Here is a 26,418-nt window from a genome sequence, read left to right on the forward strand (position 1 = left end):
ACTCGGCTTGGTGTGGCGGTCCACCCCTGGCAAACCTCAACCTCAACTAGAGGCTTAGAGTTATGTCAAGTTGTTTCGCGCAAACAGAACGGTATGGGCAGGGCGGACGCGATCGACGCAGGCGCGCCGAAACGTTGCGGGCGAATTTCGGCCAATTTCTCGCCGCCACATGCCGAGCGTCACGCTGGAGTGGCGGTCGACGTCGAGCGTCACGCTGGAGTGGCGCTGCGGGCTGGGTGGGGGTCGCGACTACCTGACGGTCGGCAGATCCGGGCTGGACACGTCGTACGTCCGGCCCGGCTGCGTCAACAGCGCCGCCAGCTTCTCGGCCTTCTCCTCGGTGCGGTCGGTGGTCCCCCAGATCACCGTGCGCCCGTCGGCCAGCGTCAGCGTGATCGAGGCGACGGACGGCGCCGCGATCCGGCCCACCTGACCGGCCACCTCGGGGCGCAACGCGGTCAGAACCTCGAGCGCCGCCTTGGTGGCCGGGTCGTTCGGCCCGGGGTTGTCGACGTCGATATAGGGCAGCGCCGGCGGCGGCGGCGCGGTGGCGAAGTCGACCCCGTCGCGGTCGTAGAGATGCGGCCCGTCGGGAAAGTCTTTGACCACCACTGGAACCCGCTCGACGATGGTGATCCGGAGCGCCGACGGGTATTGGCGCTGCACCCGCGCGCTGGCCACCCGCCGAATCGCGGCCACCCGGTCGGCGACCCCGTCGGTGTTGATCTGCAGCAGCGGGGTTCCAATCCGGACCTTCGCCGCGTCGAGCACCTCGTCGCGCGTCACCGCCCCGATCCCGGTCACGATGATGCTGCGCGCAGACATCACCGGCGTGAAGTAGAGGATCAGCCCCAGCCCGGTGGCGGCCAGGGCCACCAGCACCGACGCAAGCACCATTTTCAGTCCTCGAACCGCACCCCGCGGAACGGGTTTGGGTTCGCTGAGACCGCCTCCGCGGGCCCGCCGCTTGGCCTCTCGTCGGGCATGCTCGATCGCGGTGGCGCGGGCCTGCGCGGCGCGACGTTCGGCGCGTTCCCTGCGTGCGCGCCGCCGCGGACCCTCGACGGGCTCCGGTTGCCCGGCTTGCCCTTCGCCGCCCGCATCGTCGACGGGCTGCTCGACCGGTTCCTGGTCTGCCGGCGTAGCCGCGATCGGTTCAGTGACCGCCTCAGAGGTCGGGCTGTCGTCTGGTTCGCTCACCACAGCACCCCCGGCCGGCCCGGCGCGCTGCGGTTGGCCCGCACCCGCAGCGCCGTCACGATTTCCGGTCCGAGCATCGTCACGTCGCCGGCGCCCATGGTGACGACGACATCACCCGGGCCGGCCGCCGCGGCCACCACCTCGGCGACGGCCGAGAAATCCGGCAGATAGTGCACCGGCACGCTGACATGCTCGGCGACGCTGGCCCCGCTCACGCCGGCCAGCGGCTGCTCACGGGCGGCATAGACGTCGAGCACGAAAACCTCGTCGGCGCCGTTGAGTGCGTGGCCGAACTCGGCAGCGAAATCCTTTGTCCGCGAATACAGATGCGGCTGGAAGATTACCAGCGACCGGCCGCTGCCGGCCTGCTCGAGCAGGGTGCGCACGGCCGCCAGCGTCGCGCCGATCTCCGTCGGATGGTGTGCGTAGTCGTCGAATACCCGCACCGACCCCGCGGTTCCGATCAACTCGAATCGGCGGCGCACACCCTCGAAACCGGCCAGCCCGTCGAGCACCGCGTCGGGTGGCGCGCCGATCTCGACCGCGGCCAGCAGCGCGCCTAACGCGTTGAGCGCCATGTGCCGGCCCGGCACCGCCAGCCGCATCACCCGCGGATGCGCTTCACCGGCCAACTGGATGTGGGCGACCGCGCCGGTGCCCTGCTGCTCCCACGACAGCAGCGCACCGCTCAACGGCTCCGCAGCGCCGCTTCCATAGCGAAGCACCCGAATGCCCAGCGGCGCAGTGCGTTCGGCCAACGCCGACGCGCCGGGATCGTCGGTGCAGACGACGAGTGCTCCGCCCGGGGCAAGACGCTCGACGAACGAATCGAACACCGCGGCGTAGGCATCGGCGCTGCCGAAGAAGTCCAGATGGTCCGCTTCGATGTTGGTGACGACGGCGACGTTGGGCGTGTACTCCAGCAGCGAGCCGTCACTTTCGTCGGCCTCGGCGACAAAGCAGTCGCCGCTGCCGTGGTGGGCGTTGGTGCCCGCCTCCCCCATCTCGCCGCCGACCGCGAAGGACGGGTCGCACCCGCAGTGCTGCAGCGCGACGATGAGCATCGACGTCGTCGTCGTCTTCCCGTGCGTGCCAGTGATCATCAGCGTCGTGCGCCCGGCCATCAGCTTGGCCAGCACCGCCGGGCGCAACACCACCGGAATGCCGCGCCGACGGGCTTCGACGAGCTCGGGGTTGGTTTTCGGGATCGCGGCATGCGTGGTGATGACCGCGGTGGCGCCGCCGGGCAGCAGATCCAGCGACGACGCATCGTGGCCGATCCGGATCAGAGCGCCGCGGGCACGCAGCGCCCGCACCCCGCGCGACTCCTTGGCGTCGGACCCCGACACCTTCCCGCCGCGGTCGAGCAGGATGCGGGCGATCCCCGACATGCCCGCTCCCCCGATGCCGACCATGTGGACTCGCTGCAGGTCGGGTGGCAGCGACTCGGCGCTCATCGCCGCCCCCGCCCGGTTCTGGCGCGCTTTACGTCCCGCGCCTCGCGCGCGACGTCCAGCGCGGCGCGCGCCACCTGCTCGGCCGCGTCGGGGTGCCCGGCCAGCGCCGCGGCAGCCGTCATCGCCGACAGCCGCGGCGCGTCGCCCAGCAGTACGGCTACTTGCTCGGCCACAAACCCCGGCGTCAGGTCGGCGTCGGCGACCAGCAGGCCGCCGCCGGCGTTGACCACCGGGAGCGCGTTGAGCCGCTGCTCGCCGTTACCGATCGGCAGCGGCACGTACACCGCGGGCAGGCCCACCGCGGAGACCTCGGCCACCGTCATCGCCCCGGAGCGGCAGATCGCCAGGTCGGCCGCCGCATACGCCAGGTCCATCCGGCTCAGGTAGGGCACGGCGACGTATGGCGGGTCGCCGGGCGCTGGGGTGCGCAGCTCGATGATGTTCTTGGCGCCGTAGGCGTGCAGCACCGCCACTCCGGCGGCGGCCAGCTCTGCGGCGGCCGCGGCGACGGCCCGGTTGATCGACGCGGCGCCCTGCGAACCGCCGAACACCAGCAGCACTCGGGCATCGTCGGCGAAACCGAAATGCGCCCGCGCCTCGGCCCGCAACGCCGTGCGGTCGAGGGCGGTGATCGCCGCGCGGACCGGCACGCCGACTACTTCGGCGCGCGGCAAGCCGGGATCGGGCACCGCCGAGAGCACCCGCTGGGCATTGCGGGCGCCGACCCGGTTGGCCAACCCGGCACTGGCGTTGGCCTCGTGAATCACCACCGGAATGCGACGGCGACGGGCGGCGAGGTAAGCGGGCAGCGCGACGTATCCACCGAATCCGATGATCACATCGGCATTGACATCGTCGAGCACCGCGCGGGTTTGGCGGACTGCGCGCATCACCCGCGCCGGCAACCGGGCCAGATCTCCGGTCGGCTTGCGCGGCAACGGCACCGGGGTGATCAGCTCGAGACGGTAGCCACGCTCGGGCACCAGCTTGGTTTCCAGGCCCCGCGCGGTTCCCAAGGCGGTGATCCGGACCTGCGAATCCAGTGCGACCAGCGCGTCCGCAACGGCCATCGCGGGCTCGACGTGCCCGGCGGTGCCGCCGCCAGCGAGCACCACCGACAATGACCGGCCACCGGGCCGGCTTCCCGAGTCGCTGTTCACCCCGCTGGTCGGCTCTGTGACAGAGTCGTTCACCCGTAACGCTGACCTTCCAGTGCGCGAGCGCGCTTGCCGCGTAGCTGACGCTGGTCGGCGAAGCGCTGTTCACGTCCATAATGCCGCCCCCGCAGGCGGGCGGCGGCGCCTACCTCCGGGTGCTGGCCCCCAGACCGGCGGGCGGCGCTTCCGGCCCCCCGGACCCGTCGATCCATCTTCGGCGGTCTGCCCGATCGGCCGCCCGACGGGGCCCGGTCAGCTTTGCGCTGCTGCTTGGGTGGTTGCGGGCGGGACCGCAAGCGGTCGCGCAGCGCTTCGACCCGGGTCGGCGAATACGGCTCGGGCAACGGCAGCCGCAACAGCCGGTTCATCCGGTCGTCGCGCCCGGCGCGCAGGGCGGCGACAGCCTCAGGTTCGTGCCGGGCCGCATTGGCCATCACTCCGATCATCAGAAGTGTTGTGGCCGTGGATGTCCCACCAGCCGAGATGAGCGGCAGCTGGATCCCGGTGACCGGCAGCAGACCGATCACATAGCCCACGTTGATGAACACCTGACCGGCGATCCACAAGGTGATGGTGGCGGTCAGCAGCCGCAGGAACGGGTCGGCAGAGCGCCGCGCGATGCGCATGCCGGTGTAGGCGAACAAGCCGAACAGCGCCAGCAGTCCGAACGCGCCGACGAAACCGAGTTCCTCGCCGATGATCGCGAAGATGAAGTCGTTGTGGGCATTGGGCAGATAGTTCCATTTGGCGGCGCCCTGACCCAGGCCGTCGCCGAAGATGCCGCCGTTGGCCAGCGCATACTTGGCCTGTTTGGCCTGGTACCCGGCGCCCTGTGAGTCAGCGCCGGGATTCAGCCAGGATTGGACCCGGTCGGAGCGGTAACCCTCGGACACCGCCAGGATCGCCGCGGCCCCCATGACCGCGAGCAGCGAGCTGCAGAACACCCGCAACGGCAACCCGGCGTACCACAGCAGGGCCAGCAGGATGATGCCCAGTGACACCGTCTGCCCCAGATCGGGCTCGGCGACGATCAAGGCCAGGGCGATCACCGCGGCCGGCACCAGCGGAATCAGCATCTCCCGCAGCGTGGCGCGCTCCATGCGTCGAGCGGCCAGCAGGTGCGCACCCCAGATGGCGAACGCGATCTTGGTCAGCTCGGAGGGCTGCATCGAGAATCCGTGGATCACGAACCACCCGCTGGAACCGTTGGAGATGGTGCCGATGCCCGGGACAAGCACCAGCACCAGCAAGACGATCGTGAATGCGAAGCCCGTGAAGGCGACCCGGCGCATGAACTGCACCGGCATCCGTAACGCCACATAGCAGGCGATCAGGCCGATCACCGTCCACAGCACCTGCTTACCGAAGATGATCCAGGCCGACCCATCGGCGTCATACGAGTGCACGCCAGACGCCGAGAGCACCATGGTCAGGCCGAGCGTGGTCAACAGCGCTGCCACGGCGATGATCAGGTGAAACGACGTCATGGGCCGGCCTAGCCAGGCGCCGAACCGGGTCCGCGGACCGCGTGACGCGCTGGTGGGGGCCGCGGCCTTGTCGGGTGCGTCCGCCTCCGCCGTCTCCCCGCCCTTCGTGCCCCGGCGCAGTAACCGGGTCAGCGCGTTGCTCACCCGTGGCTACCGAGTCGTGGCACGTGCGGCGGCCGCGAATGCGTCGCCCCGGTCGGCATAACCGCTGAACTGGTCGAAGGATGCGCCAGCCGGCGCCAGTAGCACGGTGTCGCCGGGAGCGGCCAGATCGCGCGCGGCGGCCACGGCCGCGCTCATCACGCGACTGCCGACGGCCTGGTCGGGCACCTGAACAACTCTTGTCACAGGAGTAACAGAAGACTCAGCAGTCGCATGCATATCAATATCCTCGCCTGTCACAACCTGTACGACGGGGACATCGGGCGCGTGTCGTGATAACGCCTCGGCAACCGCGGCCCGGTCACGACCGATCAGCACCGCTCCGACCAGGCGATTTGCGATCCTGGCCACGGTCGTGTCGATCGACGCGCCCTTGAGCAGACCGCCGGCGATCCACACCACCCGCGGGTAAGCCAGCACCGACGCCTCGGCGGCGTGCGGGTTGGTGGCCTTGGAATCGTCGACGTAGCTGATTCCGTCGACGACGGCGACCACCTCGGCACGATGCCGGCCGACCTGGAACCCCGCCAGGGCGTCGGCGATCGCGTCGGCGCCGACCCCGACGCTGCGGGCCAGCGCCGCCGCGGCCAGCGCGTCGAGCACGCCAACCGGACCGGGCACCGGTATCGACGCGACGGGTGCCAGCGCCAGGCCGTCGGAGCCGGCTGAGAAAAACGCTCGGTCGATCAGCATGCCGTCGCGTACGCCGAGTTGCCCGACGGCGGGTTCGCCGAGGCGGAATCCGACGTGCACCGGGGCCGGCGCGCTGTCCAGCAGCGCGGCCGCCCGGATGTCGTCGAGCCCGACGACGGCGACCCGACCGCCGAGCACCTGCGCCTTGGCGGCGGTGTAGTCGGCCATCGTGGCATGCCAGTCCAGGTGGTCCTCGGCGATATTGAGCACCACGCCGGCCTCGGGCCGCACCGACGGCGCCCAGTGCAGCTGGAAGCTGGACAGTTCGACGGCCAGCAGGTCAGCGGGCTCGCGGAGGGCGTCCAGCACCGGTTTGCCGATGTTGCCGCAGAGCCGGGCGTCCCGGCCCGCGGCGCTCAGCATGGCCTGCAACATCGACGTAGTGGTGGTCTTGCCGTTGGTGCCGGTGACCGCCAGCCAGCGCCGCGGCGGCCCGTAATGACCGGATGCGTCGAGCCGCCAAGCCAGCTCGACGTCGCCCCAGATAGGGATGCCGGCCGCGGCGGCGGCCACCAGCACCGGCGCGGTCGGCCGGAAACCCGGGCTGGTGATCACCAGGGCGTAATCGCCGATACGCTCGGCGGCCGCCGACGGCGTCACGGTCGCCACTCCGGCGTCGGCGTGTAGCTGCCGGGTGGTCGGGTCGTCGTCGCACAGGATTGCCGTCGCACCCAGCGCGGCCAACGCGGTCAGCACCGACTTTCCGGTGACACCGCCGCCGGTCACTAGTACGGAGGCACCGGCAGACAGCGGGTGAAGCATCATGTCAGTCGCCGGCGGCCGCGAGCCATTCGCTGTAGAACAGCGCCACACCCAGGCCGCAACTGATCGCGGTCAACAGCCAGAACCGGATGATCACCGTGGTTTCGGCCCAGCCGACCAACTCGAAGTGATGGTGAAAGGGCGCCATCCGGAACACCCGCCGCCCGGTGGTGCGAAACGTCAGGATCTGCAGCACCACCGAGACGATCTCGGCGACGAACAGCGAACCGAGCACCACCGCGAGGATCTCGGTCCGGCTGGTCACCGACAGCCCGGCGATGATGCCACCCAGCGCCAGGGATCCGGTGTCGCCCATGAAGATCTTGGCCGGCGCGGCGTTCCACCACAAAAAGCCGATACAGGCGCCGGCCGTTGCGGCAGCGATCAGTGCCAGGTCCAGCGGGTCGCGCACGTTGTAGCAACCCAGGCCCGGCGCGGTGGCGCAGGCGTTGCGGTACTGCCAGAACGTGATCAGCACGTACGCCGCGGTGACCATCGCCATCGCCCCGGCCGCCAGCCCGTCCAGGCCGTCAGTGAAGTTCACCGCGTTGGACCAGGCGCTGACCATGACCACGCAAAACAGCACGAACAGTCCGGGAGCCAGTGTGACGGTGGCGATTTCACGCACATAGGACAGATCGGCGCTGCCCGGTGTCAGCCCGGCATTGTTGCGGAACTGCAGCACCAGCACCCCGAACAGCAGGGCAGCGGTGATCTGCCCCACCGTTTTGGCCGTCTTGTTCAGCCCGAGGTTGCGCGAGCGGCGGATCCCGATCAGGTCGTCGACAAATCCGACGCCGCCCAGTGCGGTGGCCAAGAACAGCACCAGCAGGCCCGATGCGGACGGCCCCCCGCCGTCGAGCGCCAGGCCCACGACGTGGGTGCCCAGGTAACCCGCCCAAATGCCGGCCAGAATCGCCACCCCGCCCATCGACGGGGTGCCGCGCTTGGTCTGGTGGCTGGGTGGGCCGTCCTCGCGGATCTCGTGGCCGAATCCCTGCCTGGTGAAGAGCCGGATCAACAGCGGGGTGAGCACGATGGAGACCGTCAGCGCGATGCCGACGGCAATGAGGATTTGAATCATCGGCCAGCGCCCCGGGCGCCTGCCGTCAGCGCGTCGGCGAGCGCCCCCAGCCCGGCGGCATTAGAGGCCTTGACCAGCACCACATCTCCGGACTGCAGTTCGGCCCGCAGCAGTGCCAGGGCGGCATCGGCGTCGGCGACGATATCGGCTTCGCCACCCCACGAGCCCTCCATGACCGCGCCGTGGTGCATGGCGCTCATAGCCCTCCCTGTTCCCACGACAATGAGTCGAGTCACATCTAAGCGCACCGCTAACCGGCCGATGCGGTCGTGCTCGGATATGGCGTCCTCGCCGAGTTCGGCCATCTCGCCCAGCACCGCCCAACTGCGCCGCCCGCCGCGGGCCATCCAAGCCAATGCCTGCAGGCCGGCCCGCATCGAATCCGGGTTGGCGTTGTAGGCATCGTCGATGACGGTCACCCCGTCGTCGAGGCTGCTCACCCGCATGCGGTGCTGCGACACCGGGTGTGCCCCGGCCAGCGCGGTGGCCACCTGTTCGACGGTGGCCCCGCACTCCAGCGCGACCGCTGCCGCGCACAACGCATTGCTGACGTGGTGGTCGCCGTGTACGGCCAGCCCGACATCGACGGCGTGCCCGCCGGCATGCAGCGTGAACTGCGGCCTGGCCAACTCGTCGAGGGTAACCGGGCCGGCCCATACGTCGGCGGGCTGCCGGCTGACCTTGACTACCCGGGCCGCGGTTTTGTCGGCCATCGCCGCCACCGCCGGATCGTCGACGTTGAGCACGACCACTCCAGATTGTGGAATAGCTTGTGGTAGCTCAGATTTGGTGTCAGCAATGGCTTGCCGGGAGCCGAACTCGCCCAAGTGCGCGGTGCCGACGTTGAGGACCACCCCGATGCTGGGCGGCGCGATCGCGGCCAGCGCGGCGATGTTGCCCGGGTGGCGCGCCGACAGTTCCAGGACCAAGTAGTCGGTGCGCTCGCTGGCACGCAGGACAGTCCAGGGATGGCCCAGTTCGTTGTTGAACGATCCGGGCGGTGCGATCACCTCGCCCAGTGGGGCGAGCACGGCAGCCAGCAGGTCCTTGGTCGACGTCTTGCCCGACGAGCCGGTGATCCCCACGATGGTCAGTCCTTGCGCGACGAGTTCAGCCGCCACTGCCGTGGCGAGCTTGGCCAGCGCCGCCAGCACCGCCGCGCCCGATCCGTCGGTGTCGTACTCGAGCACGCCGCTTCTGCGGGCGGCGTTGGCGTCGGGACGCACCACGATCGCCGGCACGCCGACTGGTCGGGCCGCCAGCACTGCGACCGCGCCCGCGGTCACGGCCGCCGCGGCATGGTCGTGTCCGTCGGTATGTGCGCCGGGCAGGGCCAGGAACAAGCCGCCGGGCGCGATCTTGCGGGAGTCGAATTCGACTGTTCCGGTGACGCGCAAGTCTGCTGCGCCTTCCGGCGAGATGTCGACCAGCTCGCCGCCGACGATCTCGGCGATCTGCGCGAGGGTCAGGGCTATCACCGGCGCCGCTCCTCCAACGCGGCGGCCAGTTCGACCCGGTCATCGAACGGGCGAGTGTGCCCGCCGCAGCTCTGCCCGGTTTCATGGCCCTTGCCGGTGATCAGCACGACGTCATCGGGGCCCGCCCAGGCGACCGCATGCCGGATCGCCGCGCGCCGATCGCCGATTTCGACGATCTCCGCCGCGCTGCCGGCGTCGGCGGCGCCGGCCAGGATCTCATGGCGAATCGCGGCCGGGTCCTCCCCGCGTGGGTTGTCGTCGGTGACGACCACCAACTCGGCCAGCTCCGCGGCGATTCTGCCCATCGGTGCCCGTTTGCCCGGGTCACGGTCGCCGCCGGCCCCGAAGACCACCGCCAGGCGGCTGCCGGGGCGGCGCAGCGATTGCAGCACCGCACCTAGCGCGCCCGGCTTGTGGGCGTAGTCGACCAGCGCCAGGAAGTCCTGGCCGCGGTCGATCTGCTCGAGCCGCCCCGGGACCGCGGTGTCGCGGAGGCCGGTCGCCGCCTGCTCGGGGGACACCCCGAGCGCATCCAGGATGGCCAGTGCGAGAAGGGCATTGGCGATGTTGTAGCTCCCCGGCAACCGAATGCCCACCCGGTGGTGCACGCCGGCCGGGTCGACAGCGGTGAACTGTTGCCCGGCGCCGTCCGCGGCCACGCCCTCGGCGCGCCAGTCCGCGGCCCGGCCCGCAGCACTGACCGTGACCACGCTCTCGGCGCGCTCGGCCATTACGCGGCCGGCGTCGTCGTCGATGCAGACCACCGCGGTACGGGCGTGCACCGGTGAAGCAGCGTCGAACAATCGTGCTTTGGCCTCGAAATACTCAGCCATGCTCGAGTGAAAGTCCAAGTGATCGCGAGACAAGTTGGTGAAACCCCCGACGGCAAAGGCGGTTCCGTCGACCCGCCCCAGGGCCAGTGCATGGCTGGACACTTCCATCACCACGGTGTCCACACCGCGTTCGGCCATCACAGCGAGCTGGGCCTGCAGCGCGGGCGCCTCGGGTGTGGTCAGCGCGCTGGGAACGTCGGCCCCGTTAATGCGGATGCCGATGGTCCCGATCAGCCCGACCGCGCGTCCGGCCGCCCGTAAACCGGCCTCAAGCAGATAGGTCGTCGTGGTCTTACCCGACGTTCCGGTGATCCCGACGACGACGAGCCGATCGGAGGGCCGTCCATAGACGGTGGCCGCCAGCGCCCCCAGGACGCGCCGCGGATCCGGGTGAATCAGCACCGGCACGCGTCCGAGGACCGCGGCACCCAGTTCGGCAACACCGTCGGCATCGGTGAGCACCGCCACCGCGCCGCGCTCGACCGCGTCGCCGGCATAACGGGCGCCATGTGTGGAGGAGCCCGTCAATGCTGCGAACAGGTCTCCGAACTGTACGTCCTGCGCCCGCAACGTCACGCCGGTGATCTGCACCTGCGGGACGGCGCTGCCCTCGGCCGGCACGGCGCCTACCTGGGCGGCCAGCGTCGGCAGCGGTACGGCGTCGACAGCGCTGGGCCGCACTACCGTAGCCACCGTCATCACCTCCCGCCATGGTCCGAAGCCGCCACGATCAGCGATGACACCTTATCGAGCCACCTGCCGATAGGGGCTTCGCCGGGTAGCGCTGGACGGCTACAGCGCTTGCAGTGTCAACGGCGGGCCGGGATCGGCTGACAGCGGGACATTCTCGCGCTGCAACAGCCAGCCCGCGATGTTGTGGAACAGAGGAGCGGCCGATGTCCCGGGCGACCCGTCGGCGGCATGGTGCGGGTTGTCCATCATGATGCCGATGACATACCGCGGGTTGTCGGTGGTGGCCATGCCGGCGAACGTGATCCAGTAGACGTCATCGAAGTAGCAGCCGCAGGCGGGATTGATCTGTTGGGCCGTGCCGGTCTTGCCGGAGATCTGGTAGCCCTCGACGGCGGCCGCCGGCCCGGTGCCCTGCTGGTAACCCATCGGGTCTCGCTGCACGACGGCGCGCAACATGTTGCGTACGGTCTGCGCGGTCTGCGACGACACCACCCGGACGCCTTGCGGGCGCGGCTCTTCGGTTCGGGTGCCATCAGGCGCGATGGTCGCCTTGACGATGCGCGGCGGCATCCGCAGCCCGTCATTCGCGATGGCCTGGTACATACCGGCCATCTGCAGCAGGGTCATCGAAAGTCCTTGCCCGATAGGCAGGTTAGAGAAGGTGCTGCCTGACCATTGGTCGATCGGCGGCACCAGCCCCGCGCTCTCACCAGGCAGGCCGACACCGGTGCGCTGGCCCAGACCGAACTTGCGAAGCATGTCGAACCAGCGATCCGGGCCAACCCGCTGGGCCAGCATGAGTGTGCCCACGTTGGACGACTTCCCGAACACGCCTGTCGTGGTGTAGGGCGTCACGCCGTGGTTCCAGGCGTCGTGCACGGTGACACCGCCCATGTGGATCGAGCCGGGCACCTGCAGAACCTCGTCTGGGTTGCTCAGGCCGTGTTCGATGACTGATGACGCGGTGATGATCTTGTTCACCGAACCCGGTTCGAACGGTGAGGAAACCGGCAGGTTGCCCATCTCCTTGTCGCCCTGGCGTCCGATGTCCTGGGACGGGTCGAAGGTGTTGTCGTTCGACATTGCCAGTACTTCACCCGTTTTGGCGTCGAGCACGACGGCCGAGACGTTGTGGGCTCCGGACAGATTCTTGGCTAGCTGCACCTGTTGCTGGACATAGAACTGGATGTCGTCGTCGATGGTGAGCTGAACGGTCGATCCGTTGACTGCCTTGTGCTGGTTGCGGTAGCTGCCCGGGATCACCACGCCGTCGGACCCGCGGTCGTAGGTGATGGAGCCGTCGGTTCCGGCCAGCGCGGCGTCCAGCGAGTCCTCCAGGCCAAGCAGGCCGTGACCGTCCCAGTCGATGCCGCCGACGATGTTGGCCGCCAGCGATCCACCCGGATATTGGCGCAGGTCCTGACGTTCGGCGCCCACCTCCGGGTAGTTGGTGGTGATGGCGCTCGCGATGGCCGGGTCGACAGCGCGCGCCAGGTAGACGAACGTTTCGTCGCTCTGCAACTTCTTCAGCACCGTGGCCGAATTGGGTTTGTTGTTCAGCCGCGCGGCGACTTCCTTGGCGATCTCGCGCAGTCGCTGCTGCGGGTCGGGGCTGCTGGGCATCTTTTGCTTGGCCTCGGCAAGCTGCTTGCGGATCTTGCGCGGCTGGAAGGTCAACGCGCGGGCTTCGATGGTGAATGCGAGCTGGTTGTTGTTGCGGTCGACGATGCTGCCGCGAACCGCCTCTTGAACGTCGGTGACCTTCAGCTGCCCGGCCGCTTCGGCCCGCAGTCCGGCGGCGCGCGGAACCTGCAAGTAGAAAAGCTGCACAACCGCCACGAGCAGCGCCAAGAAGATGACCACGTTGCCGGTCCGGTGCCGGAACAGGAACGACGCGCCGCGTACTCCCATATCCACTGCCTGCCGGGTACGCCGGACCCGCGCTGAGTGGCCGTTGGGCGTGCTTTTGGTCCGCGCCGCCGCTGCTTTCGGCTTTTTGATCCGGTTGGCCCGCTCGGCTTCGGTTGCCCGCCTTGGCTTGCGGGTGCCTGAGCGGCTTGCGCCCTTCACCTGGCGCCACCGGGCGTTATGACGGCCAGCGGGCCGAACTGCTCGCCGTTAGTCGGCGGAGCGGCCGGGGCCGGCGGCGCAGCGGGCACAGCAGCCGGCGGAGCGGGCACGACAGCTGCCGGTGCCGGAAGCGGACCCGGCGGCGGAACCACTGCCGGTGCGCCGGGCGCGCCGGGCACCGGGGGTGCGGCATTGGTGGGCAGGTGCTGGATGCCCAGGGTCGTTGCCCCGTTGGGATCGCGGACCAGAACCTGCGGCCCCGACGTTCCGGGCCCGATCGGCGCGCCATTGCCCGGAGAGACCTGCACCGGCACTTCCAACCTTGCCGGCGGAGGCGCCGGTTTCTCGTCCGGCAGCTTGGTGTTCAGCGGCGGAGGCGGCACGCCCTCGGCCGGCTTGGGCGTGCCGACCACCACCCAGGTTCCCGTTTGGTCCTGAATCAAGTGGGCGGTGTCTTTGGTCGGGATCATTCCAAGATCGCGGGCTTCTTCAGCCAACGCCGGCGCCGCCTGCGCTTCCAGCACGTCGCGTTCGAGTGCTTCTTTTTGTTGCTGCAGTAACTGATTCGTCTGGCGCGCGGCGCCCAACTGGTAGGAGCGCTCGGCGGAGTCGGTCGACAACCACAGCGTGACGCCCAGCCCGGCGCCGAGCGAGCCGATGACCAGCACCACGAACGGCACCTTGGCCGCCAATGTGCGCGGCCGGAGATCGATCGAGGCCAGCCGGGCCAACACCCGGTCGCGCAGTGGTGGCCGAATGACTTTGGGTGCTTTCGCTTTCCGCGCTTTCGCCCGGGCTTTGGCCTGGCTGGCGGTCTTGGGCCGGGCCACCCGCTCGGCGGGCCGAGACATCGGCGTCGTTTGCGGTGCTGATCGTGACACTCGCGGCTCTCGGGCCGGCGCCGAGCCCTTCCCCGTCCGCGCCCGGGTGCGGCGCCCCGCCGGGGATTCCGCCGGCCGGCGCCTCACCTTGCGGCGGGCATCGTCGTGCGCACGACGGCGATCGCCGCCGCCGCGCTGTGGCGCTTCGCGTTTGGCCTTCATCAATCACCCCTCCTTGCTGCCCGTCGCCGAGGTTCAGTTCGTTGCAGGGCCCGCAGCCGTACGGCGGCGCTACGCGGATTGCGTAATATCTCGGCATCGCCGGAACGTTCGGCGCCACGCGTCAAAGACGTGAATTGTGCTGAGTGCTCGGGAAGTTCGATCGGCAGACCGGATGGCGTGCGCGAGGAGGTCGCTTCGGCGAAGGCGCGTTTGACGATGCGATCTTCCAGCGACTGATACGCCAGTATCACGATGCGCCCACCGACAGCCAGGGCCTCCAACGCAGCCGGCAGGGCGTTGGCCAACGAATCCAGTTCGGCATTGACCGCTATCCGCAACGCCTGAAACGTCCGTTTGGCCGGGTGACCGCCGGTGCGCCGGGCCGGGGCCGGAATCGCTTGATAAATAAGCTCTACCAACTCGCCGGTGGTCGTGAACGCGGCGGCGCCGCGTCGCCGGACAATCTGTGCGGCGATGCGGCGCGCGAACCGCTCCTCGCCGTAGCGGCGCAGGACATCGGCGAGCGTGCGCTCGTCATAGTTGTTGACGATGTCGGCCGCGGTCAGCGGAGACGTCGGGTCCATCCGCATGTCCAACGGCGCGTCTTGGGCGTAGGAGAAGCCTCGCTCGCTGCGATCCAGCTGCATGGACGAAACTCCGAGGTCGAAGAGCACTCCGTCTACCGAACCCGTTGGCAGATAATCCGATTCAGCCAAAGCAGCGGTGATGCCGTCATATCGGGTGTGGACTAGCTTGACCCGGTCGGTGAAGCGTGCCAGCCGCGAGCCGGCGATGTCGAGCGCAGTGGGATCGCGGTCGAGGCCGATCAGGTGCAGCCCCGGCAGTGCGCTGAGGAAACGCTCCGCATGCCCGCCGGCGCCGATGGTGGCGTCGACGAGAGTCGCCCCTGACCCGTCGGAATGATGTCTGGTCAGCGCCGGGCTGAGCAACTCAACACAGCGGTCGGCCAGCACCGGTACATGGCCGAAATCGTCTGTGGCGTCAGGCATGGCATCAACTCCCCGACGAATGACCGGTCGGTCGGCGACCCGCCGCGGCCGGGCGGACGCCTGGCCGATCGGCGCGCGACCCGCGGCGCCCGGCTTCGCCGCGCTTGCGATCGCCCGCACATCGAGGTCCCTGTCCGATAGCGCGAACCTGGCGTTGGGGAAGTACGTCAGGGTCGGTTCGGGCAGAGGCCACGATGCACGGGCATGCGCCTCAGATGATGTCGCCGAGTGCTTCATCGCTGGCCGCGGAGAAGTTCTCTTCGTGGGTCTGTTGGTAGTCGTTCCAGGCCTGCGCGTCCCAGATCTCGAGGTAGTCCACCGATCCGATCACCACACAATCCTTCGACAGGTTGGCGTAACGGCGATGGTCGGCCGATAACGTAATCCGGCCTTGGGCGTCGGGATGTTGTTCGTCGGTCCCGGCGGCCAGGTTGCGCAGGAACGCCCGAGCCTCCGGGTTGCTTCGTGACACTTTGCTTGCCCTGCGCGCGAGTTGCTCGAATTCCGCGCGGGGGTAGACGGCGAGGCTGTGATCTTGGCTCTTGGTGACCATCAACCCCCCTGCCAACGCGTCGCGAAACTTGGCGGGCAGCGTGAGCCGCCCCTTGTCGTCGAGCTTGGGCGTGTAGGTGCCCAGAAACATCTGGCCACCTCCCACCGTGCGGAGTCTGGGACCCTCCTCACCCCGACTTCAGCCACCATACCCCACAATTCCCCACTTTGCCCCATTTAGTGCGACGTAAATTGGAGTTTCCCAGCCAGCGCCCCCTCGGGGCCGGTCATACAGGTACCTCGCGCATCGTGGTCTGACCAAGAAACCACCAGTTCAGCGCTCAGATTTTGGTGGGTGGGGCGTTGTGGGGGCCACTGCCCTACCGGTCGTCGACGTGACTGCTGTGAGGCAGCAAAAAAGGGGCGGCCGAGGCCGCCCCTTGATCAGTTAGCTGTCAGTCGTCGAAGCGGCGGCGAAACCGGTCTTCCATCCGGCTGGTGAAGGACCCGCCAGTCCCCTTGGAGCGGCGTTGGCGCACACTCGGCGTCGATCCCGGGTGGTCACGGCGACCGGATAGCCGCGGGCCGGTGATGGCGAAAACGACACCGCCGAACATGACGACGAACCCCAGGACGGACAAGATCGGGAGCCCGATCATCCAGGTGGCCTTGAACGCCACCCCCGATACCAACATCGCCAGCCCCACCACGAACAGCGCCGCGCCCTGTACGCGCCGCCGCGCAGTCGGCGCTCGGAATCCGCCGCCACGGACGCTCGATGCAAATTTGGGGTCTTCGGCATAGAGAGCGCTCTCGATCTGGTCGAGCATCCGCTGCTCATGATCGGAGAGTGGCATTCGTCCCTCCTTGCCGACAAGCTGTTGCGTGACGATGCCCTTGCGTGGGCACCTAACTCAGATGATACGAGGTGGATCTACGCCATACCACTGGTTCGACAGCTGATTGTAGCCGCGCTGATTAGCGGTCGGCACGAGACTGCCGGTCCGATAATGACGGGTGGAAGCAGTGCACCAAATGACCCCTGAGGAGGCACCGCGAGGTGGCGACATTCTTCATCGACCTGCCACCGCACGATATGGAGCGCCGACTCGGTGACGCCCTGGGCGTGTACGTCGACGCGATGCGGTATCCGCCCGGCACCGAAAACCAGCGCGCCGCAGTCTGGCTGGAACACTCGCGACGCCACGGGTGGCAGGCGGTGGGCGTCGTGGAAGTAGCCAGCGCCGACCCTCCGTCGACCGCCGATCTGGGCGCGGCGCCGCTTCTCGGTGTCGCCTACGGCTATTGCGGCTCGCCGGACCAGTGGTGGCAGCAGCAAGTGGTGGCGGGTTTGCAGCGCGGAGGGTTTCCCGGCCCGCAGATCGCCAGCCTGATGGGCAGCTACTTCGAGCTGACCGAACTGCACATACACCCGCGAGCCCAAGGTCGCGGTCTGGGTGAGGCGCTGGCGCGACGGCTACTGGCCGGCCGCGAGGAGGCCAACGTGCTGCTGTCCACGCCAGAGATCAACGGCGAGGCCAATCGGGCCTGGCGGTTATACCGGCGGCTCGGCTTCACCGATCTGATCCGCGGCTACCATTTCGCCGGCGACCCACGGGCGTTCGCAATCCTGGGCCGCACGCTGCCGCTGTAGCCGTGCGTCTGGCACGATGACCTGGTGCGCGCCCAGTTGCTGACCGGACGGCTCGTCGGACGTCGCGTTCTGACGATGGCGCTGCTGCTGTTGGTGGTGCCGCTGGCAGCCGGATGCCTGCGGGTCAAGGCGTCGATCACGATCTCGCCGGACGACACGGTTTCCGGGAGCATCATTGCCGCGGCCAAACCACGCTCCGACAAGGACGCGGGACCGCAACTTGACTCGAACCTGGCCTTCAGCCAGAAGGTGGCGATCTCCAAATACGATCGCGACGGCTATGTGGGGTCCCAGGCGGTGTTCTCCGATTTGACCTTCGCCGAAGTGCCGCAGCTGGCGAGCATGAATCCCGATGCCCAGGGCGTGAACTTGACGTTGCGCAGGGCGGGCAACCTGGTGATTCTGGAAGGCCGGGCCGATTTGACGTCGCTGACCGACCCCGACGCGGACGTCGAACTGACGGTGGCTTTCCCCGGCCCGGTGACCTCCACCAACGGCGAGCGGATCGATTCGGAGCTGGTCGCGTGGAAGCTCAAGCCGGGCATCGTCAGCACCATGACCGCCCAGGCCCGGTATACCGATCCCAGCACCCGCTCCTTTCGCGGCGCCGCGTGGTGGCTGGGCCTGGCCTCGCTCGGAGTCGCCGGACTAGTGGCGGTGCTGGCCTGGGTGGGTCGCGACCGCTCCCCCCGGTTCGTCGAACCCGGCGACCGATCGTCCAGCTAAGCCGTGGCAGGGGGCGACCAGTAGTCCAGCATCTCTGCGAAGGTCTCGAAAGCCGCCGCGGAGACGCCATACGTCGCCTCGAAATGAATGCTCAACGGATAGCCCAGCTCGGCGACACCATCGATCACCCGCTGGTAGAGGTCGACCATCAGCTTGCGCCGTTGAGCAGGTTCACTGTTCGCCAATGTCTTGACGAAGGCCTGCTCATCAGCGACCGCGGCGTTGCCCGGGTCCTGGATGAGCCAATTGATCAGGCCGATCCGATTTTCGACCTTCGGCACGAAACCAAACGAGAGCAGGATCTCGGGCCGGTGGTCGGTCTGCTTGGCGAAGTCGGTCAAAAACCCCACGATCGCGTCGGAATACAACAGCTGGGTCAGGGCGAACGTCGCACCCTGATTGCACTTGAAGTTAAACCGCCCGGCTTCCTCGGCCCGAGTGGGAATCATGATCACGCCGCGGTTAGCCACCTGCTCGCGATAGATCGATAGGGCGTCGGTAGGCGCGACGCCGGAGCCCTCGCCGTCCTGCATGGTGCGGGGCACACCGACGAAGACCACGCCCTCGATGCCGGCATCAACCAGATCGCTCAGCCGTCGGCTCAGAGACAGCTCGTCGGAGAACGCGGTGACCTGGGTGCACAGCCCACGCACCCCGGGTAACTCCGGGGTGATCGCGCGCCAGAAGTCCAGTACGTCGAGCTTCGGTTTCATCTCGACAGGCCGATCGTCCTCCTCGGCGATCATCCCGGGCATCATCACGTGCTCGATCCGGCCGCCGATGCCGGCGTCCGCGGAGAACTGCAGCACTTTGCGGGCATCCTCGATCGCCTGTTGCGGGCCACGATCCACGTTCGGCGGTACCAACTCGAGCGCGATGGTGTTGAGAGTCACAAGGTCGCTCCTCGTCGAATGACTACTTTTTGCAACGGCAGTCTTTGCCGCGCCGCGCCTCGCCGCGTCTTCTCGAACACCGGGCGACCTTGCGCAGGTTTCAGGCCAGCATAGGCGGCAGATAGTGAGCCTGTCGAAGCAACTGCCCTGCGTCGAGCGACATAGACTGTCGGCCCAGGGCAGCTCTAGCAGAAAGGGGCGCGGCGCTGAGCGTCGAAGCAGCGGCAACCGTCGAGTTCGCCGACGCCATCACCGATCAGTTACGGGCGTATCTGCGCGAGCGCCGCAAGGGCGCCGCCCATATCGGCAGCGAGTACGAGGGGCTGATCGCCGGCTTGGAGGAGTTCGTCACCAGCGGCGGCAAGCGAGTACGGCCGGCGTTCGCCTATTGGGGGTGGCGATCGGTTTCCACCGAAACTCCCGGAACCACTGTGCTGCTGCTGTTTTCGGCGCTGGAATTGTTGCACGCTTCGGCGCTGGTACACGACGACGTGATCGACGCGTCGGCCACCCGCCGTGGCCGACCCACCACCCACATGAAATTCGGTGCGCTGCACCAAAGTCGGCGCTGGCAGGGATCGTCGGAGTGGTTCGGGACGTCGGCAGCCATCCTGCTCGGCGACCTGGCGCTGGCGTGGGCGGACGACATCGTCGCCGGCATCGACCTGCCGTCGGATGCATGCCGTCGGGTTCGGCGCGTGTGGTCCGATATCCGCACCGAAGTGCTCGGTGGCCAGTATCTGGACATCGTGGCCGAGGCCAGCGGCGCGGAGTCGATCGCTTCGGCAATGACCGTTAATACGTTCAAAACCGCGTCCTACACCGTCTCGCGGCCGTTGCAGTTAGGTGTCGCGGCCGCCGCGGACCGGCCCGAGGTGCACACCCTTTTCCACGACGTCGGCACCGATTTGGGGGTGGCTTTCCAGTTGCGCGACGATGTGCTCGGTGTGTTCGGGGATCCGGCCGTCACCGGCAAACCCTCCGGTGACGACCTGCGGGCCGGTAAGCGGACCGTGCTGCTCGCCGAGGCAATCGGGTTGGCCGACAAGTCCGATCCGGCGGCGGCCAATCTGTTGCGCACCTCGATTGGCACCGATTTGACCGACGCACAGGTGCGCGACCTGTGTGGCGTGATCGAAGCCACCGGCGCTCTGACAATCGTGGAAGACCGTATCGAGCGGCTGACCCGGCGCGCACTGGCCGCCCTGGCGTCGGCGCCAATCGAAGCTGCCGCCAAGACAGGGCTGTCCGAGCTGGCCAGACTGACCGCCAACCGAACCGCCTGAGCCCGATGTCCACGTCCACGCCAGCACCGACAGAAGACTCGGCCGGTCTTGCCACGCAGAGTTTTTCGCGGCTACGCGAGTTTGTCGCCAGCCCAGATGCGCGTCCGGCACTGCAGGGCTGCCTCGGAGCGGTACTGATCACCACCGGCGGACTCGGGGCGGGCAGCACCAAACCGCACGACCCACTGTTGGAGTCGATGCACTTGTCCTGGCTGCGGTTCGGCCACGGGCTTGTGTTGTCGTCGGTCCTGCTGTGGCTGGGTGTCGCGCTGATGTTGATCGCATGGCTCGGGCTGGGCCGTCGGGTGATTGCCGGCACTGCGTCCGAATACACGATGGTGGCCAGCACCGGTTTCTGGCTGGCACCGTTACTGCTATCGGTACCCGTCTTCAGCCGTGACACCTACTCTTATTTAGCCCAGGGCGCACTGCTGCGCGACGGCCTGGACCCCTATGCGGTGGGCCCGGTGGACAACCCGAACGCGTTGTTGGACAACGTCAGCCCCATTTGGACCATCACCACCGCACCCTACGGTCCGGCGTTCATCCTGATCGCGAAGCTCGTCACGATGTTGGTGGGCAATCATGTGATCGTCGGCACCATGCTGTTGCGGTTGTGCATGCTGCCCGGGCTGGCGCTGTTGATTTGGGCCACGCCACACATCGCCCGACACCTCGGCGCCGACGTCCCGACGGCACTGTGGATCTGCGTGCTCAACCCGCTGGTGATCATCCATCTGATGGGCGGCGTACACAACGAGATGCTGATGGTGGGCTTGATGGCCGCCGGCATCGCCCTGACCCTCGAGCGCCACCCTGTCGCCGGCATCGCGGTGGTCGCCGTCGCCGTTGCGGTCAAGGCGACCGCCGGCATCGCACTGCCGTTTTTGGTGTGGGTATGGATGCGCCAGCTCGGCGACCGGCGCGGATATCGGCAGCTTCGGGCCTTCACCGTGGCCGCCATCATTTCGGTACTGGTCTTCGTCGCGGTCTTCGTGGTGTTGTCGGCCGTGGCCGGCGTGGGTCTCGGGTGGCTGAGCGCGCTGGCCGGTTCGGCGAAGATCATCAATTGGCTGACCGTGCCGACAGCGACGGCCAATCTGGCGCATGCTATCGGCGGATGGTTCTTCCCGGTCAACTTCTACGCGGTGCTACAAGGCACGCGCATCGCCGGCATCGTGATCATTGCCGTCTCACTTCCGCTGTTGTGGTGGCGATTCCGGCGCGATGACCGCGCGGCGCTCACCGGCATCGCGTGGGCGATGCTGATCGTGGTGTTGTTCGTGCCCGCGGCGTTGCCCTGGTATTACACCTGGCCGCTGGCAGTAGCGGCCCCGCTGGCCCAATCACGTCCGGCGGTCGCGGCGATCGCCGGGTTCTCGACGTGGATCATGGTGATCTTCAAACCCGATGGTGCCCACGGGATGTACTCGTGGGCTCATGTCTTCATCGCGACCGGCTGTGCGCTGATCGCGTGGTACGCGCTGTATCGGGCGCCGCAGCCAGACGTCGACACCGCCGAAAGTGTCAGTACGCCATAGCCTGTGCTCGGCGTAATACTTCGCGCGCCTGGTGGGCGTGCAGGGCATCGACGGGGCGGGCGTTGTTGATGGCGTCACGCGTCCCGTCGCGGGTGACTGTCAGCGACGGGTCGGGCGTGAACAGCCAACGCAGGATTTCGGTATCGCGGTAACCGCCGTCGTGTAGCACCATCAGCAAGCCGGGCAAGCTCTTGACCACGTGGCCGGATTCGGTGAAAAAGATCCGCGGCACCAGCACATCGCCGGCACGTCGCACCGCAACCAAATGGCCTTCGCGCAATTGTTGGTGCACCTTGGTGACCGGCACACCCAAGAGTCGGGCGACGCCAGGCAGATCGTAGGTAGGTTCGTCAGGCTCCAGAACGTCGTCGCCAGCCGGAATGCTGCTCATCGCGCCCAGTCTAGAACCGATTCCGGCACGCTGAGTGCACGTTTCGGGCGGAATTCTCGCCGCCGCCTACGATGGCTCCGTGAGGGGAGCGGGCGCCGGCGACGACCTGGAGGGCACATTGCTCGACGGGCGGTACCGCGTTGCGACCAGGATCGCCACCGGCGGGACCTCGACGGTGTACCGGGGGGTGGACCTACGGTTGGACCGGCCCGTCGCGCTGAAGGTGATGGATTCCCGCTACGCCGGCGACGAGCAGTTCCTGACCCGCTTCCGGCTCGAGGCCCGCACCGTGGCACGGCTCAAGGACGCCGGCCTGGTCGCGGTTTACGACCAGGGTCTCGACGCTCGGCACCCCTTTCTGGTGATGGAGCTCATCGAAGGGGGCACCCTGCGCGAGTTGCTGTCCGAGCGGGGCCCGATGCCGCCGCACGCTGTTGCCGCAGTGCTGCGCCCGGTGCTCGGCGGACTTGCAGTCGCGCACCGCGCCGGGCTGGTCCATCGCGACGTCAAGCCGGAAAACGTGCTGATCTCCGACGACGGCGAGGTCAAAATCGCCGACTTCGGGTTGGTGCGTGCCGTGGCAGCGGCCGGGATCACCTCGGCCAGTGTCATTCTCGGCACGGCGGCCTACCTGTCTCCCGAACAGGTCCGCGACGGCGACGCCAGTCCGCGCAGCGATGTCTATGCGGTCGGAATCATGGCTTTTGAGCTACTGACCGGGCAGCCGCCGTTTTCCGGCGACTCGCCGTTGTCGGTGGCTTACCAGCGGCTGGATGCCGATGTGCCGGCGCCCAGTACGGTGATCGACGGGGTGCCAGGCGAATTCGACGAGTTGGTGGCACGTGCGACCGCGCGCGATCCCGCCGACCGTTACGCCGACGCAGCCGACATGCGCGCCGAGCTGGACGACATCGCCGAGGCGACGGGGCTGCCGGAATTCCGGGTGCCGGCACCGGCCAACTCCGCCCAGCATCGGTCAGCCGGCGCCTCTCACAGCAGAATTGAGGAAGACCAGACCACCGATCAGCATCGGCGCTCGGCCGGGCCGACACCCGTGCACCACCCCACCCGCCAACTGGCCCGCGACGACTGGCCGGAGGAACCCGAAAACCTTGATGAGCCGGAGCAATTCGCTGGCATCGAGATGGGCGAGTTCGTGTGGGCCCGCCAGCACGCGCGGCGGATGGTGCTGATTTGGCTGGCAGTGGTATTGGCGGTCACCGGCCTTCTTGCGGCCACGGCGTGGACGATCGGCAGCAACCTGAGCGGCCTACTGTGAGCCTCGGTAGCTAGTCGCGCAGCATTTCTGCAACGAGGAATGCCAGTTCCAGCGACTGCTGGGTGTTCAGCCGCGGGTCACACGTCGTCTCGTAGCGACCAGCTAGGTCGGTGTCCGAAATGTCTTGCGCCCCACCAAGACATTCGGTGACATCCTCGCCAGTGATCTCGACGTGGATGCCGCCCGGGTAGGTGCCCAGTGCGCGGTGCACTTCGAAGAAACCCTGAACCTCGTCGACGATGCGGTCGAAATGCCGCGTCTTGTAGCCGTTGGACGACTCGTGGGTGTTGCCGTGCATGGGGTCGCACTGCCAGATCACCTGATGCCCGGTGGCCTGCACCTTCTCGATGATCGGCGGCAGCAGGTCACGCACCTTGTTGTTGCCCAGCCGACTCACCAACGTCAACCGGCCCGGCTTGTTGTGCGGGTCGAGCCGCTCGACGTATTCGACGGCCAGCTCCGGTGTCGTCGTCGGCCCGATCTTGACGCCGATCGGGTTGGCGATCACCTCGGCGAACGCGACGTGTGCGCCGTCGAGTTGCCGGGTCCGGTCGCCGATCCACAGGTAGTGTGCCGACAGGTCGTACAGCTGCGGTTCGCCGTCCTGGCCGTCCGACATCCGCAGCATGGCGCGCTCGTAATCGAGCACCAGCGCCTCGTGGCTGGCGTAGATCTCGGCGGTCTGCAGATTCCGGTCGGCCACCCCGCAGGCGCTCATGAACTGGAGGCCACGGTCGATCTCAGCCGCCAGCGCCTCATAGCGGGCGCCTGCCGGTGAGGTTCGGACGAATTCGCGGTTCCAGTCCTGCACCAAATGCAGCGAGGCCAGTCCCGACGAGGTGAGCGCGCGTACCAGGTTCATCGCCGCGCTGGCGTTGGCGTAAGCCCGCACGAGTCGCGACGGGTCGTGTTCGCGCGCTGCGGCCTCCGGGGCGAACCCGTTGACCATGTCACCGCGGTAGGACCGCAACCCCAGCGCGTCGAGATCGGCCGATCGCGGCTTGGCGTACTGCCCGGCGATGCGGGCCAGCTTGATCACCGGAAGGCTGGCACCGTAGGTGAGCACCACCGCCATCTGCAGCAGCGCGCGGATGTTGGCGCGGATGTGCGGCTCGGTGTTGTCGACGAACGTCTCCGCGCAGTCACCGCCCTGCAACAGGAACGCCTCACCGCGCGCGACCTGCGCCAACATCTCCTGCAGTCGCACGATCTCGGATGCCACCGTTATCGGTGGGACACTCTCCAGAACGGTGCGCATCGCCTTGGCCTGGTCGATCGGCCAGCTCGGCTGCTGAGCGGCGGGCTTGGCCAACGCCGTGTCGAGTTGGGCGCGCAGATCGGCCGGCAACGGTGGCAGCGACGGCAGCTGCTCGATCGGTACGTCAACGGTCCAGTTCACCCGTCTATGGTAACCGGGCGCTGCAGCCCCCTGACCAGCGCAGTTCACCAGGGACGCTAACCGCCCGGATCACCGTCGGCGGTAATGATCCGAAACCGCCGCAGCTGGTCACGGGCGTCGACCAGGGCGTCGTGGACGTCCGCCGGCCGGCGCGGCATCCGAGGCCGTCCCCGCTCCTCCCATAGCTGGCGCAGCTCACGGGTGAACTTGGGCATCGCCGCCGGTAGTTCCGTCATCGCGCCCCATAGCTGACATAACGCCACATGGTCGTAGGCGCCTACCCAGGCCCACAGCTCGATCGGCTCGTCGTCGTCGACGCCGAAGAACGCCTCCAGATCCGAACGGATCCGAGCGCGGCTGCGCCACAATTGCGACGCCGGCGGCGGCAGCTTGGGCAGCACGTGGGTGCGCACCCAGCTGCCTGCCCGCTCCGGGTCGAATTCGGTCGACACCGCGTAATATTCGCGGCCGTTCTCGGCCACGACGCCGATCGAGATCAAATCGATCGTGCGGCCGTCCTCGATGAACTCGGTGTCGTAGAAATACCGCACGCCGGGGAAGCCTAGCCCGACGACGATGCAGACCGCGGAGCGGTGGAGGCGGGGGCACCCCCAGCCGCGCGGCGGCGAGGGGGCAAGTCGGGCGATCCGACCTAGCCCGTTGCACCGTTGCCGAACTCAGCCCGGCTCGCCCGCCGCCAGGGCGCGCTGGGTACCGTCCGGCGGCGGCGCCGCATGGACCTCACGGTCCAGCTGTGCGTCGACGGTGCGATCGTCGGGGCGGCGAGGCGTGCCGGCGATCGCCGACTGCAGCGACAGCTTGGCCCGGACCACTGGCCGACGCAGCATGCGTTCCCGCAGCAGCGATTGCCGCATCTTGTCCAGATGGCGGTTGTAGCGCCACCGCGCCCACGGGGCGTGCGGGCGCGACAGCCGGATCGCTCCGATGACCAGCAGCGGAACGAAAAACATTCCGATCAGGCCCGTCCACACCTTGCCCTTGAGCAACACCACCACCGCCAGCGGCGGCATCAGCACCAGCCCCAGGATCACCGCAGCATGCAGCACCAGCGAGTGGGTGTCCTGCCAGAACGAGAGGAAGAACATCAGCGGATGTAAGCCCAGCACCAGCAAGCCGCCCACGGCGATGGCAGCGAAGACGGCATCGACCGAGGTGCGACCGTCCTCCTCCCAGTAGACATCCGAGAGATGCAGGATCAACGCGTACTCATCAAGAACAAGTGCTGCGCCGGTACCGAAAAGTGTTGCTGCCAAAGTAAATTCGATGCCACGGCTGTAGACGTCCAGTGACACCAACGCGATACCGGACACCATCACCAAGATCACCCCGACCACCACGTGGTGGATGTGCAGTGATCCGATGTGGATATTTCGCGGCTCCCACCATCTGGGTGGCACGCCTCGGTCTGCGCGATAGCGGATATAGCGCACAAAAGATCGGGTGACAAAGAAGGTCAAGATGAAGGCGACCAGACAACACAGCAACGGCAGTCTGCCGCTATTGATGATGTCGTCTTGCAACCACCTGAGCACCTTAAAAAAGTACGCCGTCATGCAACGCGCCGCCCGCCACGACACCGCGTGAGGCCCGCGGCACCGATAAGCTGT

General features: G+C 67.8%; 23 protein-coding genes. 5 read left to right on the plus strand and 18 right to left on the minus strand.

All coding sequences use genetic code 11. The features are described 5' to 3' along the window. Positions 1–249: 249 nt before the first annotated feature. The 13 genes from AC5Y49_RS01995 to AC5Y49_RS02055 all read right to left on the minus strand — a co-directional run bounded on the left by AC5Y49_RS01995 (position 250) and on the right by AC5Y49_RS02055 (position 16,478). Positions 250–1,203, minus strand: coding sequence for a cell division protein FtsQ/DivIB (locus AC5Y49_RS01995; RefSeq protein WP_499884141.1), 954 nt, complete (start codon positions 1,201–1,203; stop codon positions 250–252). Beyond that, the gene (gene murC / locus AC5Y49_RS02000; RefSeq protein ID WP_499884142.1) at positions 1,197–2,657 is read right to left on the minus strand and encodes a UDP-N-acetylmuramate--L-alanine ligase; all 1,461 of its coding nucleotides are present in this window, start codon (positions 2,655–2,657) and stop codon (positions 1,197–1,199) included. Before murC ends, AC5Y49_RS01995 begins: the two co-directional genes overlap by 7 nt. Then, positions 2,654–3,850 carry an undecaprenyldiphospho-muramoylpentapeptide beta-N-acetylglucosaminyltransferase gene (gene murG / locus AC5Y49_RS02005; protein ID WP_499884143.1) on the minus strand — a complete coding sequence of 399 codons (1,197 nt, stop codon included), beginning with the start codon at positions 3,848–3,850 and terminating at the stop codon, positions 2,654–2,656. Before murG ends, murC begins: the two co-directional genes overlap by 4 nt. After that, the gene (gene ftsW / locus AC5Y49_RS02010; RefSeq protein WP_499884144.1) at positions 3,847–5,445 is read right to left on the minus strand and encodes a putative lipid II flippase FtsW; all 1,599 of its coding nucleotides are present in this window, start codon (positions 5,443–5,445) and stop codon (positions 3,847–3,849) included. The genes murG and ftsW overlap by 4 nt, the downstream gene beginning before the upstream one ends. A 6-nt stretch (positions 5,446–5,451) precedes the next feature. Then, positions 5,452–6,918, minus strand: a complete 1,467-nt coding sequence (murD, locus tag AC5Y49_RS02015) for a UDP-N-acetylmuramoyl-L-alanine--D-glutamate ligase (protein ID WP_499884619.1) — start codon at positions 6,916–6,918, stop codon at positions 5,452–5,454. Between the two features lie 4 nt (positions 6,919–6,922). After that, complete coding sequence (gene mraY / locus AC5Y49_RS02020; protein ID WP_499884145.1) at positions 6,923–8,002, minus strand: phospho-N-acetylmuramoyl-pentapeptide-transferase; 1,080 nt, start codon at positions 8,000–8,002, stop codon at positions 6,923–6,925. Beyond that, the gene (locus AC5Y49_RS02025) at positions 7,999–9,480 is read right to left on the minus strand and encodes a UDP-N-acetylmuramoyl-tripeptide--D-alanyl-D-alanine ligase (RefSeq protein ID WP_499884146.1); all 1,482 of its coding nucleotides are present in this window, start codon (positions 9,478–9,480) and stop codon (positions 7,999–8,001) included. Before AC5Y49_RS02025 ends, mraY begins: the two co-directional genes overlap by 4 nt. Next, entirely contained in the window at positions 9,477–11,012 is a 1,536-nt protein-coding gene (locus AC5Y49_RS02030; protein WP_499884147.1) for a UDP-N-acetylmuramoyl-L-alanyl-D-glutamate--2,6-diaminopimelate ligase, read from the minus strand. Before AC5Y49_RS02030 ends, AC5Y49_RS02025 begins: the two co-directional genes overlap by 4 nt. A 93-nt stretch (positions 11,013–11,105) precedes the next feature. Then, positions 11,106–13,007, minus strand: a complete 1,902-nt coding sequence (locus AC5Y49_RS02035) for a peptidoglycan D,D-transpeptidase FtsI family protein (RefSeq protein WP_499884620.1) — start codon at positions 13,005–13,007, stop codon at positions 11,106–11,108. Positions 13,008–13,072: 65 nt separating this feature from the next. After that, positions 13,073–14,119 (minus strand): cell division protein FtsL, encoded by a 1,047-nt coding sequence (gene ftsL / locus AC5Y49_RS02040; RefSeq protein WP_499884148.1) that lies wholly within the window; start codon positions 14,117–14,119, stop codon positions 13,073–13,075. Then, complete coding sequence (rsmH, locus tag AC5Y49_RS02045) at positions 14,119–15,366, minus strand: 16S rRNA (cytosine(1402)-N(4))-methyltransferase RsmH (RefSeq protein ID WP_499884149.1); 1,248 nt, start codon at positions 15,364–15,366, stop codon at positions 14,119–14,121. The genes ftsL and rsmH overlap by 1 nt, the downstream gene beginning before the upstream one ends. After that, positions 15,341–15,772, minus strand: coding sequence for a division/cell wall cluster transcriptional repressor MraZ (gene mraZ / locus AC5Y49_RS02050; RefSeq protein ID WP_499884621.1), 432 nt, complete (start codon positions 15,770–15,772; stop codon positions 15,341–15,343). Before mraZ ends, rsmH begins: the two co-directional genes overlap by 26 nt. A gap of 304 nt (positions 15,773–16,076) precedes the next feature. After that, on the minus strand, positions 16,077–16,478 hold the full coding sequence (locus AC5Y49_RS02055) for an SCO2097 family morphological protein (protein WP_499884150.1): 402 nt from the start codon (positions 16,476–16,478) through the stop codon (positions 16,077–16,079). A 203-nt stretch (positions 16,479–16,681) separates the two neighbouring features. Here AC5Y49_RS02055 and AC5Y49_RS02060 point away from each other — a divergent pair, with 203 nt between their 5' ends. Both AC5Y49_RS02060 and AC5Y49_RS02065 read left to right on the plus strand, forming a co-directional pair. Beyond that, complete coding sequence (locus AC5Y49_RS02060; protein ID WP_499884151.1) at positions 16,682–17,275, plus strand: GNAT family N-acetyltransferase; 594 nt, start codon at positions 16,682–16,684, stop codon at positions 17,273–17,275. Between the two features lie 75 nt (positions 17,276–17,350). After that, complete coding sequence (locus AC5Y49_RS02065) at positions 17,351–18,001, plus strand: LppM family (lipo)protein (protein WP_499884622.1); 651 nt, start codon at positions 17,351–17,353, stop codon at positions 17,999–18,001. On the opposite strand, the gene AC5Y49_RS02070 is transcribed toward AC5Y49_RS02065, so the two are convergent. Beyond that, positions 17,998–18,894 carry a mycobacterial-type methylenetetrahydrofolate reductase gene (locus AC5Y49_RS02070; RefSeq protein ID WP_499884152.1) on the minus strand — a complete coding sequence of 299 codons (897 nt, stop codon included), beginning with the start codon at positions 18,892–18,894 and terminating at the stop codon, positions 17,998–18,000. The two genes, AC5Y49_RS02065 and AC5Y49_RS02070, sit on opposite strands and share 4 nt — an antisense overlap. A 206-nt stretch (positions 18,895–19,100) precedes the next feature. On the opposite strand from AC5Y49_RS02070, the gene idsA2 reads away from it, so the two are divergent. Together idsA2 and AC5Y49_RS02080 are read left to right on the plus strand one after the other, a co-directional pair. Next, positions 19,101–20,180: a bifunctional (2E,6E)-farnesyl/geranyl diphosphate synthase gene (gene idsA2 / locus AC5Y49_RS02075; protein WP_499884623.1), complete on the plus strand. Its 1,080-nt coding sequence runs from the start codon at positions 19,101–19,103 to the stop codon at positions 20,178–20,180. A gap of 5 nt (positions 20,181–20,185) precedes the next feature. Next, positions 20,186–21,721: an alpha-(1->6)-mannopyranosyltransferase A gene (locus AC5Y49_RS02080; protein ID WP_499884153.1), complete on the plus strand. Its 1,536-nt coding sequence runs from the start codon at positions 20,186–20,188 to the stop codon at positions 21,719–21,721. Here the strand turns inward: AC5Y49_RS02080 and AC5Y49_RS02085 are convergent. After that, positions 21,708–22,112, minus strand: coding sequence for an Rv2175c family DNA-binding protein (locus AC5Y49_RS02085; protein WP_499884154.1), 405 nt, complete (start codon positions 22,110–22,112; stop codon positions 21,708–21,710). The genes AC5Y49_RS02080 and AC5Y49_RS02085 overlap by 14 nt on opposite strands. A 79-nt stretch (positions 22,113–22,191) precedes the next feature. Here AC5Y49_RS02085 and AC5Y49_RS02090 point away from each other — a divergent pair, with 79 nt between their 5' ends. After that, positions 22,192–23,391 (plus strand): protein kinase domain-containing protein, encoded by a 1,200-nt coding sequence (locus AC5Y49_RS02090; RefSeq protein WP_499884155.1) that lies wholly within the window; start codon positions 22,192–22,194, stop codon positions 23,389–23,391. Between the two features lie 10 nt (positions 23,392–23,401). On the opposite strand, the gene AC5Y49_RS02095 is transcribed toward AC5Y49_RS02090, so the two are convergent. The 3 genes from AC5Y49_RS02095 to AC5Y49_RS02105 form a co-directional block, all read right to left on the minus strand. Then, positions 23,402–24,790 (minus strand): class II 3-deoxy-7-phosphoheptulonate synthase, encoded by a 1,389-nt coding sequence (locus AC5Y49_RS02095; protein WP_499884156.1) that lies wholly within the window; start codon positions 24,788–24,790, stop codon positions 23,402–23,404. A gap of 56 nt (positions 24,791–24,846) precedes the next feature. Then, positions 24,847–25,341, minus strand: coding sequence for a polyadenylate-specific 3'-exoribonuclease AS (locus AC5Y49_RS02100; protein WP_499884157.1), 495 nt, complete (start codon positions 25,339–25,341; stop codon positions 24,847–24,849). 126 nt (positions 25,342–25,467) lie between these two features. Continuing rightward, a complete protein-coding gene (locus tag AC5Y49_RS02105) occupies positions 25,468–26,364 on the minus strand; it encodes a hypothetical protein (RefSeq protein WP_499884158.1) in 897 nt (298 codons plus the stop codon). Positions 26,365–26,418: the final 54 nt, after the last annotated feature.

The organism is Mycobacterium sp. NGS62 (assembly GCF_059812285.1).

Excerpts from the sequence above, each read along its gene's own strand:
- murC (WP_499884142.1), bottom strand. The coding sequence starts at position 2,657 with ATGAGCGCCGAGTCGCTGCCACCCGACCTGCAGCGAGTCCACATGGTC.
- murD (WP_499884619.1), bottom strand. The coding sequence starts at position 6,918 with ATGCTTCACCCGCTGTCTGCCGGTGCCTCCGTACTAGTGACCGGCGGC.
- mraY (WP_499884145.1), bottom strand. The coding sequence starts at position 8,002 with ATGATTCAAATCCTCATTGCCGTCGGCATCGCGCTGACGGTCTCCATC.
- AC5Y49_RS02030 (WP_499884147.1), bottom strand. The coding sequence starts at position 11,012 with ATGACGGTGGCTACGGTAGTGCGGCCCAGCGCTGTCGACGCCGTACCG.
- ftsL (WP_499884148.1), bottom strand. The coding sequence starts at position 14,119 with ATGAAGGCCAAACGCGAAGCGCCACAGCGCGGCGGCGGCGATCGCCGT.
- rsmH (WP_499884149.1), bottom strand. The coding sequence starts at position 15,366 with ATGAAGCACTCGGCGACATCATCTGAGGCGCATGCCCGTGCATCGTGG.
- mraZ (WP_499884621.1), bottom strand. The coding sequence starts at position 15,772 with ATGTTTCTGGGCACCTACACGCCCAAGCTCGACGACAAGGGGCGGCTC.
- AC5Y49_RS02055 (WP_499884150.1), bottom strand. The coding sequence starts at position 16,478 with ATGCCACTCTCCGATCATGAGCAGCGGATGCTCGACCAGATCGAGAGC.
- AC5Y49_RS02065 (WP_499884622.1), top strand. The coding sequence starts at position 17,351 with ATGGCGCTGCTGCTGTTGGTGGTGCCGCTGGCAGCCGGATGCCTGCGG.
- AC5Y49_RS02080 (WP_499884153.1), top strand. The coding sequence starts at position 20,186 with ATGTCCACGTCCACGCCAGCACCGACAGAAGACTCGGCCGGTCTTGCC.
- AC5Y49_RS02085 (WP_499884154.1), bottom strand. The coding sequence starts at position 22,112 with ATGAGCAGCATTCCGGCTGGCGACGACGTTCTGGAGCCTGACGAACCT.
- AC5Y49_RS02105 (WP_499884158.1), bottom strand. The coding sequence starts at position 26,364 with ATGACGGCGTACTTTTTTAAGGTGCTCAGGTGGTTGCAAGACGACATC.